Here is a 12,969-nt window from a genome sequence, read left to right as displayed (position 1 = left end):
TATTATTTATATATTATAATTACAAAGAGTAACTATTATTATCTAGTTATCTCTTTTTCAGGTTGTGTTTTTTCCATAGATTTAAAAGCTTTAAGCTTGTTATGAAAATCAATAAAATTTAATTGTTTTTTGACTTCATCAAGTCCTTTGTTTAAGAAGATATCATTAAAATCACTCACGCCTTGTCCTGCTTCTTGATCGCTGATTTTTGGAATGATAACTTTAATATCTGAAAATCTTTGCTGAATTTCTTTTGCAGTTTCCACGCCGACATTAGAAAGACCTTTCAATTCTCTTTTTTTATCATTATCTGCTATTAAAGTTATAGGAGTATTTTCAAATTTGTTTTTTAGGGTTTCAACAATTTTCGATAAATTTCCAGCATCAACACCCATTATCACAGGCTTATTAAGTGCCTTGTATATAGTTGCAGCAGTAGCAAAGCCTTCGCAAATATAAAATTCTTTTAAATTATGCAGTGTTTTAGCTCCTATTATATGAAAGCAACCTTGTTTTTTTGCAAGATATTCTACGCCTTGATCTTTTTCTTCTTGAGTTTTAATGACTCCTATGATCTTATCTCCATTTGGAAATATTCTTTGCACAGACCATAATTTTCCATTCTCGTCTTTTAAAGGAATAAGCAAAGAACCCATTTTATCCTGTTTAAGATAAAAGTTTTCATCAAAGCCTTTTTTCTTTAAATAAGCGTGATTAGAATTAGCCCATTTTGCATTATTATACTCATCTTCAAGTTTTAAAGCGGTTTTTTCTTGCAAAGTTAAAATCTCTTTTTCTCTAAGCTCTTGATCTTTTTTTATTTGCTCATGTAATTTTTGAGAATTTTTTATATTATTGCTTTGATTTTTTTCTATGGGCATTTTCCAATTTTCTTTAATGCCTGTTTTAAAATTTTGCACAAACCCTGCAGGATAATCGTCTAAAAAACCGCTATAGGCACCGCTTAATTCTCTACCTTTATCATTGGTAGTTTTTACTCTATGAATTTTACCATCCATGATAGGTAAGCCTTCAATAATTAAACCTTGATTTTCTAAAGCAGATTTAAAAGCTGTTAAGACTTCATTTTCATCAAATGAAAATTCTTTTTTTTGGTGTGGATAAAGCCATTGTGAGAAAATATTTTTATCTAAGGTTTTTGGAGCAAACCATTTTTTTTCTTTATCATCCCACATTGCCCCTAATGATTTTGCTTTTTCTTTGTCTTTAAATGGAACATAAAGATAAATTCTTTTTTGTGGCATTGCATATCCTTTTGATTTCTTTATCTTGATCGAGAATATGTTTTTTCATTGCTGATTTCTTTATTTGGTAAAATTTTATTTAGTTTTTTTTTGAAAAATTCATTCATTTTTTCTTTAAAAAATGATTTTTTATTAATTTGTTTTTTTTCAAATTTTTCTCTAGTTTCTGAATAAGAATTTGCAAATTCTGATATCATTACTCCTATATCTTTATTAGCTACTTCAGATAAATTTTTTAAAGCTTTAAAAGTTCCATCTAGCATTTCATCATATACTTTTGGTTTATAAGTTCCAAGTTGATTATTGAGATCTTTTTTTATTTCAGGATTTATATTTTCTTTAGATATTTTAGAACTACCAATATTAATTAAATGTTCGATACCTTTTTCAAAATTTTTATCACCAAGTCTTATATTTAATGGTATTTTTTCTTTATCAGTAATAATATCAAATTTAATATATTGATTTGAAAAATCTTTTTTTAATAAACTTTCTGCAATATCAAAAGTTTTTATTGTATTAAAAAATTTATTTACATCTTCACCTTCATAAGTTCCCTCTTGTATAGCTTCTTTATATTGCTCATTAAGTTCGCTTACATCTGTAACTTTTATCTTGTAATCTTTTTCCATTTTTATTCTCCTATGATAAGTTTTGTTTTATTGTTTTTTTGCAGTATCTATTTTATCGTTTCTATGATTAAAATCATATAAGTTATTTATTTTATATAAGATATTTTTAGTATTTTTGCAATCAAACTTTTCTACCAATAAATTAAATTCATTTTTAAAATCTTCATTTATTTCAAAATCTTTAAATAGTGCCGATGAAAGTTTTTTATATATACGCTCTTTATTTTCTTTTTCTTTTTGGCGTAATTTTTTTAATTTTTCATCATACTCACGCTTTAATTCTTCTATCAATTTGCTTTCTTTAAGCATAACATCTCCTTTATAATATTTATGTAAATGTATTATCGCAAAGTAGTCTTAATGTTTTATAAAGCTTAATAATGTAGAATAGCGATTAATTGAAATAATTTAATGATTGCAGGATAGCCTTTTATTTCTCAAAAAGTTACCTTTTTAAAAAATAAAAGGCAAAAACTCTGCGAGGCTCATTAAGGAAGTGCAAATGAATAAAAACAATAATTGCGTCATAAAAGTTAGCAAAGATGATAAAATAATTTTAGAATATATAAAATCAGAAACAAATGCATCATATAGTAAAATAATATCTATTTTATTAAAAAAGTTTAATTCTTGTGATACAGATGAGAAGAATAAAATCAATGATGAGATATCTAAAAATAAATTTTATACAAGTGATGAAAATAAAATAATCAAACTAAAACTTACAGAAAATGAAGTAAATATTTTAAAAGAAATCTCTAAAAATACAGGATTTTCAAGTATTACAAAACAAGCAAAATTTTTGCTATTAAACTCCATAAAAAATGAAAAACTTTTTACTAATATAGAAATAGATGAGTTTATAAAAACAAGAACAGAAATCAATGCAATAGGTAAAAATATATATCAATTATTGAAGATTCTTAGAAGTGGAAATTCTGTCAAAATAAATGAAAATAATTTAAATAAAACTATGGATAATATTAGAGATAAAATTGATATATTATCCGATCAGCTTGGGGCTATAATAGAAAAAAATAATGAAAGAATTTAATGTCGCGTAGTATAAGAATATTTGATGATGAAATAATTGCTAAAAAAGTTTTTACTAAAATAGAAAATGCTTCAAAGCTACCACTAAATTACATCAATAAAAATAGAGATAAATACACCAAAGATATAAAAACAGGTAAGCTTATTAGTAAAAATATGTTTAGAAAAAATACAGAAGTCGTTGTAAAAATTACTTCAGGTTCTAAAAATTCTCAAGCACTTTCAAAACATCTTGATTATATTTCTCGTGATGGAAATGTAGAATTGATTACAAACGATTTTGATAGATATGCGGGAGAAGATGAGATTTTAGAAGTTAAAAGAATTTTTAAAAATGAAGGATCTCCTATTCCATTATATAAGGAAGGTGCTAAAGAAAAAAGACATACCATTAATATGGTTTTTTCCATGAAAGAACATTCTACAACACCAAAAGAAAAATTACAACAAGCTGTAATTACTACTTTAAAAAGAATGTATCCAAATAATTTTTTTGTAGTTGCTTTTCATAATGATACTGATAATCCGCATTGCCATGTTTGCTTGAAAGTTGCGGATAAAAATGGCAAAAGAATTAATCCAAAAAAAGCAGATTTAGCAAATTTAAGAGCAGAATTTGCAAAAGCATTAAATGAGTTAGGAGTTGAAGCAAAGGCTACAAATAAAAAGCAAAGAGAAGTAGAAATAAATCAAGAATTTTCAGTTAAATTAAATGCAAATAATGAGATTAATCAAGCACCAAAAATAAAAATGCACTATTATCAAGTTATGGATTTCGGAGAAGCAAACTATCAATTTAGCACAGATAAAAATGCCAAAAAAAGTTATTATGTGAGTTATAAAACCAAAAAAGGAATAACTACAATTTGGGGACAAGATTTAGAAAGGGTTGTAAGAGAAAATAAAGTTTTAAGGGGTGAATATGCAAGATTTAAAATAGTAGGGCAAGAAGAATATGAGATAAAAAGAAAGGCAAAAATTAATAACAAGTGGCAAGAAGTTGTTAAAACACTTAAAAAACCTATTTGGGAAGTATCAGTAATAGGTAGAGAGAAAGATTTAAAACAGATCAACAAAGCCAAAACAACAAAAAAATATAAAATTATACAAGATAAAGGAGTGAATAATGAGAGAGATTATACAAAACAATATAGACAGAGAATCTTACAAGAGCTCGGTAATAAATCAACTATCCGAAGAGAAACTGCCCAAGAAAGAAACTCTATGCGAATATTGTCCAAACAGCCTGTGGTTCATAACACAAAACGAACTCAAATGCTTTTGCACATCAATGCACTCAATCAGTTACAGCAAGGAGAGCGAGGACGATCCGATAATATCTTGCGATGGACAAGTGCTAGGAATAATGAGATTAAAAGAGATGGATAAAATTATATAGGAGTAAGAAATAATGAGACAGGCATTTTATACAAGTAAATTTTATATCTCTAAAAAAAGCGAAAAAGAAGTTTGTTTTAAATTGAATTTTGAAATAGAGATAAGTGGAGGAGGTGAAAAAATTTATAAAGTTGAAATAAGAGCGTTTGTGGATTATCAATATTTAAAAAATGGAAATAATATTACTCCAAATATTCACAAAAATCAAAATGATTGGTGGTTAAGTTACGAGTGTGATAGGTGGAGTTTTCATTCTTCTATAGCAATTCGCGATGAATATCAATCTTTAGGCATAGGAACATTTTTAATTAATAAAATGCTAGAAATTGCTTTAAAGTATGTGCCAACAGCAAGACTTAGCGGAACATTAAGTGCTGTGGATGAAGAAATCTTGGAAAATCACATAAGAAGAGATAAGTTATATAAAAATTTGGGTTTTATATTTAATGAAGATAATACAGGATTTAGTATAGAGCAAATTGGTGATTTAAAGATAAGGAAAGATTTTGATTATATTCAAGAAGTTCATATTCTTAATATGTGTTATCAGCTAAGCAATTTACAGCACGAAAAAGAAGGCTGTATTCGACAATTAGAATCCCATAAAGACGATATGCGCAAATTAAATAAAGAGAATGCTGCTCTTCGCACAAGAAATAAATTTATACTTTGCTTTTGTATAGCATTAATTTTCTTAATTGTTTGTTTAATAAAATAAAAGCAAAAATTAATTGCCATTTTTATTTTTATTAATAAAAACAGACGAAAGGATGTCAATATGCTCCAACAAACCTTTTTTAATTTGAGTTTCTGGAATTCTCATTGGATCTAATTGAACAATAATTCCTTCTTTTCTGGCGTGCTTAACAGCAGGGATAAAATCACTATCTGCTGTGATTAAAATTATTTTTTCGGCGTGATGTTTATTTGCTAAAGTTGCAATATCAAGCCCTATTTTCATATCGACACCCTTTTGTTTAATGTCTAAAACGAAATCTTCGCTTGTAAGCTCACAAATGTCTATTTCTTTGCGTAGAATTTTTCTAAATTTATCATAATCTCTAAATTTCCATTGAAACGAATTTTCATCGATTTCACCTAATCTTACAGCAAAATAAGGTTGCTTTCTTAGGTGATTTAAAAGTTCGCTTCTAAATTTGTATGTTGTAGTTTTGCTTAAGTTCTTAGATTTATCAGTTTTTTCTATGGGAGGCATAGGAACATTTTTATCTAATGGTTCGCAATCGTAAATATAAACTCTATGCAAATAATCTTCATTTCTTCTAAGGGTTTCCCATACATAGTCTTTTAATCTCTTAGCCAATTCTTTAGCCTCCATTGTTTTAATACTCTTGTGAGTATTATATCTTTCAAGAAAAAAAGAGAGATCTACAAGAACTGCAGTCTTTTTAGGCTGAATAATTGAAAATTCCATATTTGGATTGCTTGAATTCATTGTTGCGTAGTCCTAATTTATTAAATTGGAAGCACAAAGAGTCGTCAATTTAAAAATATGATGCTAAAAAGACCCCTCTATGTGCTAATGATGGCGGAATTATATCATAAAAATATTAATGAGAGCTTTAGCTGGTTTAGATAAGCAATTCTCTGTCTTTCAAAATCTTATTGTGCTTATTTAAATCTTCTAAAATCTTTGCAGATTTTGGCACAAAATCACTTTTGTAATTTTTTTGCTTACTCATTTTTTCTATTTCATCCATGATAATGCGATTATCTTCTCTTAATGCCTCTAAATAGTCCTTTCTTTTGTATTTTGGAGTGTTATCCCCTGTAATGCTTTTTAGCTCCACAATTTCTTTTTCAAGATTTTCTATCTTATTTTTATTGAGTTGAGTAAATTTTTCTAAGTCATTATAAAAATTGTTTAATCTCTTTACAAAACCACCAAAATTTACATAACTTTCCAATTTAAAAAAAGTTTTTTCATCTCTTTTATAAATCAAATTTTCAGGCTCGATTATTGTTTTACCATCAGTAGTACTCACATAAAAATTAAGAGTGTTTAAATCTGTTCTTTCTCCGCTTATAAGCAGTCCTTTAAACTCTAAAACCTTATATTCTTTTTGATAGTCATCAGCTATTGTTTTAACAATCTTTTCAAAATTTCTTTCAAGTTCTGCTTGTCTGCTTTTGTTTAAATCGCTTGTATCATTTTTAAAGACAATGAAATCTTTTTCATCATCATTAATGTAATACTTTCCTTGAAAATGCTCGCTATTGTTTTCTTTAATGATTGAATTTAAAATTTCCATTTTAGCTATATCTTTTTTTAGTAGTTCAATCTTTGAAAGATTAGTTATAAGACTTTCTTCATTATTGTGTATTTGTCTTTTATAACCACTATAAAGCATTTCTTCTTGTCTTAGATCACTATTTAATTGCACCTGTAGTAAAATGAGTGGATTGCCTGTTGCTTCTGCTTTCATTTCTGCAGCATCAGCTGCACCACTTGTAACATCTTCTAAGGTTCTTACATCAGCACCAGCTTTTCTAAATTGTTCTATGGATCTTGCTTTGCTTTCAATGACTTGCCACATTCTAGCATCATAGGTTCTTTCAGTTGCATATCTAAACTCTTTTACTCTAAAGTTTTGTGGATCTCTCATAAAGAGTTCATTGCCTTGTCTTATAACCCTACCGCTTCTTTGTTCTAAATCGCTCGGACGCCAAGGGCAATCTAAATGGTGTAAGGCTACAATTCTTTTTTGCACATTTGTTCCAGCACCCATTTTTTGCGTTGATCCAATTAAAATTCTAGCTTTTCCTGAGTTCATATCTGCAAAAAGCTGTCCTTTTTGTAAGTCTGTTTTTGCATCGTGAATGAAACGAATTTCATTTTGTGGAATACCTTTTGCGACAAGTTTTTTTAAGATATCAGTATATACATCAAATTTTGCTTGTTCTGCTAAGAGTTCATCAAGGCTTTTGCTATTCTCTTCTTCTGTTTGTTCTATTGTTTCATTAATATTGACAAATTCTTCTTTATTTAAATTTGGTGTAGCAATATTGCCATTTAGAGCAACTTTTTGTGAGTGTTGTTTTGGAGTGGATAAATCACAAAATATTAATTGTGTGCCTTTATCATCATTCCAAGCATTATACTCATTAAAAACATTTTCAATAAGCTTATTAATTTTAGAATTTGCATAATCATCACAATGTGGATTAATAAGTCTAAAATCAAGTCCAGCTTTTCTAGCATCTGTGGTACAAGCAAGTAAGTTATTTCTAGTAATATCATCTTGTTGATGCTCCATTCTCCACACAATAGAGCCTTCATTCCATCTTCCATTTTCATCTTGAATGCCTATAAATTCTGCTATTTCTTTACTTCTAGGAGCAACGATATTAATAGGTTTGTCATTGTAAAGCTTTGGCACGAAATCTTTTTGATATTTCATAATATCATTATTTGTTACAATATCAGCCACACTTTTATACATGGTAGAAAGTTCAGGAACATTTTTGAATTTGTTAAATCTTGCAACGATTTTATAATTTATTCCAGAACTATCAAGCTCCCAAGCGTTTGTAACTTCTCCAAAAGTAGAAGCCCAAGAATCAAAAGCTTGTATCCCTTTTTCTTTTAAGATATTTGGTTGTATGTATCTTTGCAAAGTATAAAGCTCTGTAATTGAATTGCTTATAGGCGTTCCTGTTAAAAAATAGAGTTTTTTATTTTGCTCGTGAATATATTGTGTTTTAGAATAAAGATCATAGGCTTTTTGTGAGCCTTTTAAATTGCCAAGACCACTTATATCACCCATTGAAGTTGTAATGAGTAAATTTTTAAACTCATGTGCTTCATCAATAATTAATGCATCAATTCCTAATTCTGAAAAATCTATCGCTTTAGATTTTTTATGTGTAGTTTGCAAATCACTCAATTTCACCTTAAAATTTTCAATGCGTTTTTCTAAGTCTTTTACAGAATATCGCATAACATTATCATCGTTTCGTTTTTTTTCTAATGTTTGTTCTAAGATATTAATATCTTCTTCATATTGTTTTTTGATAACTTCATAAGGTGCGGGGATTAATTTAAATTGCGAGTGTGTCATAATGATGGCATCAAAATTATTTGTTGTAATTTTGGAAAAAAACTTTTCTCTATTATCTTTTTTTAAATCATCATTTGTAGCAACTAAAATGTTTGCATTTGTATAGGCGTGATAAAACTCATCATTCCATTGTCTTGCTAAATGATTAGGGACTACAATTAAGGGTTTATTTAAAAGCCCCATTCTTTTTTGCTCCATCACAGAGCAAATTGCCACTAAAGTTTTTCCAGCACCTACTTGATGATCAAAAATAATACTATTTTCTTGAATAGCCCTATATATAGCATTTTTTTGGTGTTTTTTGAGTTTGATATTGGCATTGAAATTTGGAAGTTCTAAATGCTCTCCATTGTATCGTGGTTCTATATTTGTATTAAACCTTTCATTATAGATATTTTCCAAATCTGTGCGTCTATCATAGTCTTTATAAATCCATTCTATAAATTCATTTTTTAAATTTTCTAATTTAGAATTAGCGATTGCAGTTTCTTTAGGATTTAATTCTCTGATTTCTTTTCCTGATGGATCTAGTTTTTTATCATAAATGCGAATAGGCTTTCTTAATAATCCATGCTCCAACAAATCAAAGCAACCTATTCTTTCTGTGGCATATTCTGAACGAATATAAGAACTTAAAGAATAGCCAAAACCTTTAAGACTCCATTCGCCTGTTTTTTCCATTAAAAATAAATCATAATCTTTAGGAGTAATTTGTAAGGTTTCTTCTATAAATTGTTTGTAATATTTTATAGGTATCCATGTTGTCCCTAAGCTTATTGAAATATCAACCGCTTTTAAATCTTTAGGCAAGACTTGTTCTAAGCTTTCTAAATTATTAACAAATTCATTAAAGCCATCTTCTACTAATTTTTTTACTTCTTTATGCTTTGCTTTAACATTGCCAGAAAGATATTTTTCAGCCAAAACATAATTTGCAGGATTTTTGTGATCTTTAAAGATTAATCTATCTTGCTCTAAAGATTTAAGGGTTTCTTCTAAAGGCTGATTTAAATTCGTTTCTAAAAATTTTAAATCAATTCTCCCATATTCATTGATACTAGCAATTAATGCTTCTTTTGGAGTCGAGATTTTAATTTCTTTTTGTGCATTTATAGTTCTTTTGAAAAAAATATCTGCTTTTGTCGCACTTGGTGCAATAGGATCTATACCTTCTTTTAAAGCTACACTTTTTGAAATACCACTGCTATAATTTTTTTCTAGTGCTAAAATTTTGTTTGCTTCTACATCTTCTCTAAAGGCTTTTTTATTTGCATCTCTATTTAAATATCCTTCTTTGGCTACAAATTCATCATAAAGCTTGTTTAGATATTTTCTTTGATTTTCTACTAAAAGATCGCTAGATTCATTTTTTTCATATTCAATAAGAGTGTTAAATTGATCTCTAAGAGCAATGAGTTTTTTAATCCTTCTTGTATCGTGTTCATTTAAAACAGGTTTTGAAAAGACTAACTCATCATCGCTTCTGATTTTCATGTAGATTTCATTATTGTATTCAAAATAATTTCCATCTTTTAACTTACTTAGAGTTTTGCTATATTTTTCGTATTCAGGCGATTCTCTATCAATCCTGTAATAAGATAGCTTGATTTTTGTTTCTTGATATTTATAAATGTTTTTAGGTAAGGTTTTTGTAAAATTTTCTAAAGCGATTTTTAAATCTCTTCCATCATCTAAGCATTCTAAACTATAACCATATTGAGAGCTTTTAATATTCATTTTTCCTAAGATATTTTGTGGATTATTTTTAAAATACTCATTTATTCTAAAGTCATTAAAAACATCAGGGTGCATACCTCTTTTTTCAGCTTCATCAAAACGATCGTCATAGTATTCTACGCTTTCTAGCCAAGATTTATCTATATTTAAATCTTTACCTTTTTTAAAAAAGATAATATCGGTAGTAACTTCTGTATTAGCTCGTTTTTTAAAAGCATTATTTGGCAATCTTACAGCACCTAAAAATGTTGCTTGTTCGGCTATAAAATTTCTTATTGTGCTATTTTTAGAATCTAAAAAATAACTTGATACTACAAAAGCAGCAATTCCATCTTCTTTTAAATTTTTAATTGCATTACCAATAAAATAATTATGCACACTCGTTTTATTAAGTGTCGGATCATTTAAATCCAAGATCTTTTTTTGACCAAAAGGCGGATTACCTATAAAAGCATCGTATGGCTTATCAAATAAATGGTGCTGAAATGCTTTATTATAAATTGTTTGATTTGGGTGCAAATGCTTTAATATATTTGCACTTATAGTATCAAGCTCTACGCAAGTAAAATGATATTTATCGCTATAATTTTTTGCATAAGACAAAAAAGAGCCTATACCTGCACTTGGCTCAAATATTTCTTTGGTGTGATCATCATTATTAAATCCTAGCTGATTAAGCCCTTGATAAATTGTATCGATAATAATTTTTGGAGTGTAAAAAGCATCTAAAGTTGAAGTTTTTGCCTTTTCATATTCTGCATAATCAAGTGTGCTAATAAGTTCTTTAAATTCTTTTTCCCATTCTTTATTCTGATGATCAAAAGCTTGAGGAATACCGCCCCATCCTGAAAATTTATTTAGAATTTCTTGTTCTTGTTTGGTAGCGTAGCGATTTTCTTGTTCAATAGTTTTTGAAAGTTTAATGGCTTGAAGGTTTTTTTGAAATCTATCTTTTAAAGAACCTAGATAGATTTCATCATCGCTTACAAAATCTAATTTTTGCCCAGATTTGAGGCTTCTTCTTTCATATCCATCATTTCTTGCTGCAGTTTCCAATACTGATTGTTGATTGTAGCTTCTTGCAGCATCTGTTCCTTGTCTTTCATCATCATTTCTTGAAATAAAGGAGAATAAATTTGGGGTTCTATCGCTATGTATTGATTGAGATTTATTTGCTCTTCTGCTAGTATCTCCATATCTGTTAGCCCCTGTTCTCTCTTCTTGTCTGCTTCTTTGCTCTCCAAGATTGCTAATTCCATTTGTGTTTGTGGCAATGCTAGTGTCATTAGATCTGACATTCCTAGATTCTTGATTGTGTTCGGATAAAACTCTGCCCATCTCTCTAGTATTATCAAGCTGTATTGTGGAATTTTCTTGTCTATCCACGCTTGGTGTATTTGATGAAATGCTAGTTCGTTCAATATTGTCTGTAACTTCTCTATGTTCGGATAATTCTCTATTTTGTTGCTCATTTTCTTCTCCTTGTGAAAATTCTAATTCGATTAGATCAAATAAACTTCGACCGCCATAATCTTTTTCATCTTCAATTTGTCTTTTTGTTTTTTTACTCATTTGTATCCTTGTAATTTTTGTTTTTTGCAAGGATATTTTAACATTTTTAACTATTAATATTTAAAGCTCGTGCCTCTTTTAAGATTAATTTTCTTATATAAGTACCATATTCACTTACTAAATCTAAATCCATTAATTTTTTCAAAATTTCCATTTCTTGTTCATTAAGTCTGCAAACTACTAAATTGTCTCTTCTTAGTTTTTGATCTATAGTTTTTCTTCCAGCCGATTTTTTATCAGCTTTCTTAAAAGTCTTTTGAGAGCTTGTTTCAGAGTTTAAAGCTTCTGCTATTGTAAAGGGTTTTTTTTCCATTATTATTTATCCTTTCTAATAAAATCTAAAAGTCTTTGATACTCATTGAAAAAATTTGTATAACTTAATCTTGAAAGATTGTTTTCATTATAAAGTTCAGTAAAAGAAGCTCCACTACTCATAGAATTTTCAATTATCTTTGAAAATTTAAAGAAAAAGAGATTTAAATCTGTAAAATTGCTTTCAAGAGTTTCACAAATTTGCCTTTTCTCTTTCTCATCTCTATAATCTGTAACCAAGATACAAACTCTATCATCATTACCTATTTCATTTAAAGTTTCCAATGTTCTAAGTAAAGAATTGTAATTACTCGTGCAAGGAATAATAATCTTATTACTTTCTTTAATAATATCTAATACCCCTTTTTCTACAAAACCACCAAAATCATAAACGCAATTATCTATTTTTTTTGGAGTTGGTAAAATTTTTGCTTTTTCAGGATAAATCTTTTCTATAATAGAATTATCATTGCTTTGTAAAAAATATTCTAAATCTTTAGCAATTGAAAAAGCAAAAGGAGTTTTTCCAACACCACCTTTTTTATTTACAACAGATATTATCATAAAAAACCTTTTTTATATTTTTGTATAATATTATATACTAATATTTATTAATAAGAACTAAAAATAAATATTAGTTATTTTCGATTTAATATTTTCATAAACATCTTTTTCAATTTCTCTATCTTCTTCATGATTAATCGCAACTTTATACCATTCTTGGTAGCATTTTTCGCAATAGCAACTTAATAAAACGCAGATCATAAATCCATCATTGCTTAAAATTTTATTACAACTGTCGCAAATGCCATAACCTCCAATTTTTAAAATTTCTTGTTTGTTTAGTCTTAAGATTTTAAATTCTTTATTATTATCTATCTCTAGCATTTTATTACTCTCCTATCTTTTTCAAGATTA

The 12,969-nt window shown here is 27.9% G+C and carries 11 protein-coding genes; 3 read left to right on the top strand and 8 right to left on the bottom strand.

Translation table 11 applies throughout. The features are described from left to right. Positions 1 to 38: 38 nt before the first annotated feature. The 3 genes from CCO88_RS03460 to CCO88_RS03450 are packed head-to-tail and all read right to left on the bottom strand — an operon-like array spanning position 39 to position 2,206. The gene (locus CCO88_RS03460) at positions 39 to 1,265 is read right to left on the bottom strand and encodes a DUF5710 domain-containing protein (RefSeq protein WP_002823310.1); all 1,227 of its coding nucleotides are present in this window, start codon (positions 1,263 to 1,265) and stop codon (positions 39 to 41) included. Positions 1,266 to 1,285: 20 nt separating this feature from the next. Beyond that, positions 1,286 to 1,897 (bottom strand): hypothetical protein, encoded by a 612-nt coding sequence (locus tag CCO88_RS03455; RefSeq protein ID WP_002779779.1) that lies wholly within the window; start codon positions 1,895 to 1,897, stop codon positions 1,286 to 1,288. Between the two features lie 27 nt (positions 1,898 to 1,924). Further along, positions 1,925 to 2,206, bottom strand: a complete 282-nt coding sequence (locus CCO88_RS03450; protein WP_002839419.1) for a hypothetical protein — start codon at positions 2,204 to 2,206, stop codon at positions 1,925 to 1,927. A gap of 193 nt (positions 2,207 to 2,399) precedes the next feature. On the opposite strand from CCO88_RS03450, the gene CCO88_RS03445 reads away from it, so the two are divergent. The 3 genes from CCO88_RS03445 to CCO88_RS03435 are packed head-to-tail and all read left to right on the top strand — an operon-like array spanning position 2,400 to position 5,066. Further along, complete coding sequence (locus CCO88_RS03445) at positions 2,400 to 2,951, top strand: hypothetical protein (protein ID WP_002779777.1); 552 nt, start codon at positions 2,400 to 2,402, stop codon at positions 2,949 to 2,951. Continuing rightward, on the top strand, positions 2,951 to 4,339 hold the full coding sequence (gene mobP1, locus CCO88_RS03440; protein ID WP_002790553.1) for a MobP1 family relaxase: 1,389 nt from the start codon (positions 2,951 to 2,953) through the stop codon (positions 4,337 to 4,339). The genes CCO88_RS03445 and mobP1 overlap by 1 nt, the downstream gene beginning before the upstream one ends. Positions 4,340 to 4,361: 22 nt before the next feature. Next, a complete protein-coding gene (locus tag CCO88_RS03435; protein WP_002790552.1) occupies positions 4,362 to 5,066 on the top strand; it encodes a GNAT family N-acetyltransferase in 705 nt (234 codons plus the stop codon). A 9-nt stretch (positions 5,067 to 5,075) separates the two neighbouring features. Here the strand turns inward: CCO88_RS03435 and CCO88_RS03430 are convergent, their stop codons facing one another. The 5 genes from CCO88_RS03430 to CCO88_RS03410 form a co-directional block, all read right to left on the bottom strand. Further along, positions 5,076 to 5,687, bottom strand: a complete 612-nt coding sequence (locus CCO88_RS03430) for an NYN domain-containing protein (RefSeq protein ID WP_031263757.1) — start codon at positions 5,685 to 5,687, stop codon at positions 5,076 to 5,078. A 253-nt stretch (positions 5,688 to 5,940) separates the two neighbouring features. After that, a complete protein-coding gene (locus CCO88_RS03425; RefSeq protein ID WP_002839415.1) occupies positions 5,941 to 11,739 on the bottom strand; it encodes an SNF2-related protein in 5,799 nt (1,932 codons plus the stop codon). A 46-nt stretch (positions 11,740 to 11,785) separates the two neighbouring features. After that, positions 11,786 to 12,052: a hypothetical protein gene (locus tag CCO88_RS03420; RefSeq protein ID WP_002823208.1), complete on the bottom strand. Its 267-nt coding sequence runs from the start codon at positions 12,050 to 12,052 to the stop codon at positions 11,786 to 11,788. Positions 12,053 to 12,054: 2 nt separating this feature from the next. After that, positions 12,055 to 12,615 (bottom strand): P-loop NTPase family protein, encoded by a 561-nt coding sequence (locus CCO88_RS03415; RefSeq protein ID WP_002790730.1) that lies wholly within the window; start codon positions 12,613 to 12,615, stop codon positions 12,055 to 12,057. Positions 12,616 to 12,672: 57 nt separating this feature from the next. Continuing rightward, positions 12,673 to 12,939, bottom strand: a complete 267-nt coding sequence (locus tag CCO88_RS03410; RefSeq protein ID WP_002823307.1) for a hypothetical protein — start codon at positions 12,937 to 12,939, stop codon at positions 12,673 to 12,675. Positions 12,940 to 12,969 lie beyond the last annotated feature (30 nt).

This window comes from Campylobacter coli LMG 9860 (genome assembly GCF_000254135.1).
GTDB lineage: Bacteria > Campylobacterota > Campylobacteria > Campylobacterales > Campylobacteraceae > Campylobacter_D > Campylobacter_D coli.
Note: the sequence above shows the minus strand (reverse complement) of the source record. Positions and strands in the feature narration are given on the sequence as shown.

Coding starts and splice junctions, on each gene's coding strand:
- CCO88_RS03460 (WP_002823310.1), bottom strand. CDS start 1,265: ATGCCACAAAAAAGAATTTATCTTTATGTTCCATTTAAAGACAAAGAA.
- CCO88_RS03455 (WP_002779779.1), bottom strand. CDS start 1,897: ATGGAAAAAGATTACAAGATAAAAGTTACAGATGTAAGCGAACTTAAT.
- CCO88_RS03450 (WP_002839419.1), bottom strand. CDS start 2,206: ATGCTTAAAGAAAGCAAATTGATAGAAGAATTAAAGCGTGAGTATGAT.
- CCO88_RS03445 (WP_002779777.1), top strand. CDS start 2,400: ATGAATAAAAACAATAATTGCGTCATAAAAGTTAGCAAAGATGATAAA.
- mobP1 (WP_002790553.1), top strand. CDS start 2,951: ATGTCGCGTAGTATAAGAATATTTGATGATGAAATAATTGCTAAAAAA.
- CCO88_RS03435 (WP_002790552.1), top strand. CDS start 4,362: ATGAGACAGGCATTTTATACAAGTAAATTTTATATCTCTAAAAAAAGC.
- CCO88_RS03430 (WP_031263757.1), bottom strand. CDS start 5,687: ATGGAGGCTAAAGAATTGGCTAAGAGATTAAAAGACTATGTATGGGAA.
- CCO88_RS03425 (WP_002839415.1), bottom strand. CDS start 11,739: ATGAGTAAAAAAACAAAAAGACAAATTGAAGATGAAAAAGATTATGGC.
- CCO88_RS03420 (WP_002823208.1), bottom strand. CDS start 12,052: ATGGAAAAAAAACCCTTTACAATAGCAGAAGCTTTAAACTCTGAAACA.
- CCO88_RS03415 (WP_002790730.1), bottom strand. CDS start 12,615: ATGATAATATCTGTTGTAAATAAAAAAGGTGGTGTTGGAAAAACTCCT.
- CCO88_RS03410 (WP_002823307.1), bottom strand. CDS start 12,939: ATGCTAGAGATAGATAATAATAAAGAATTTAAAATCTTAAGACTAAAC.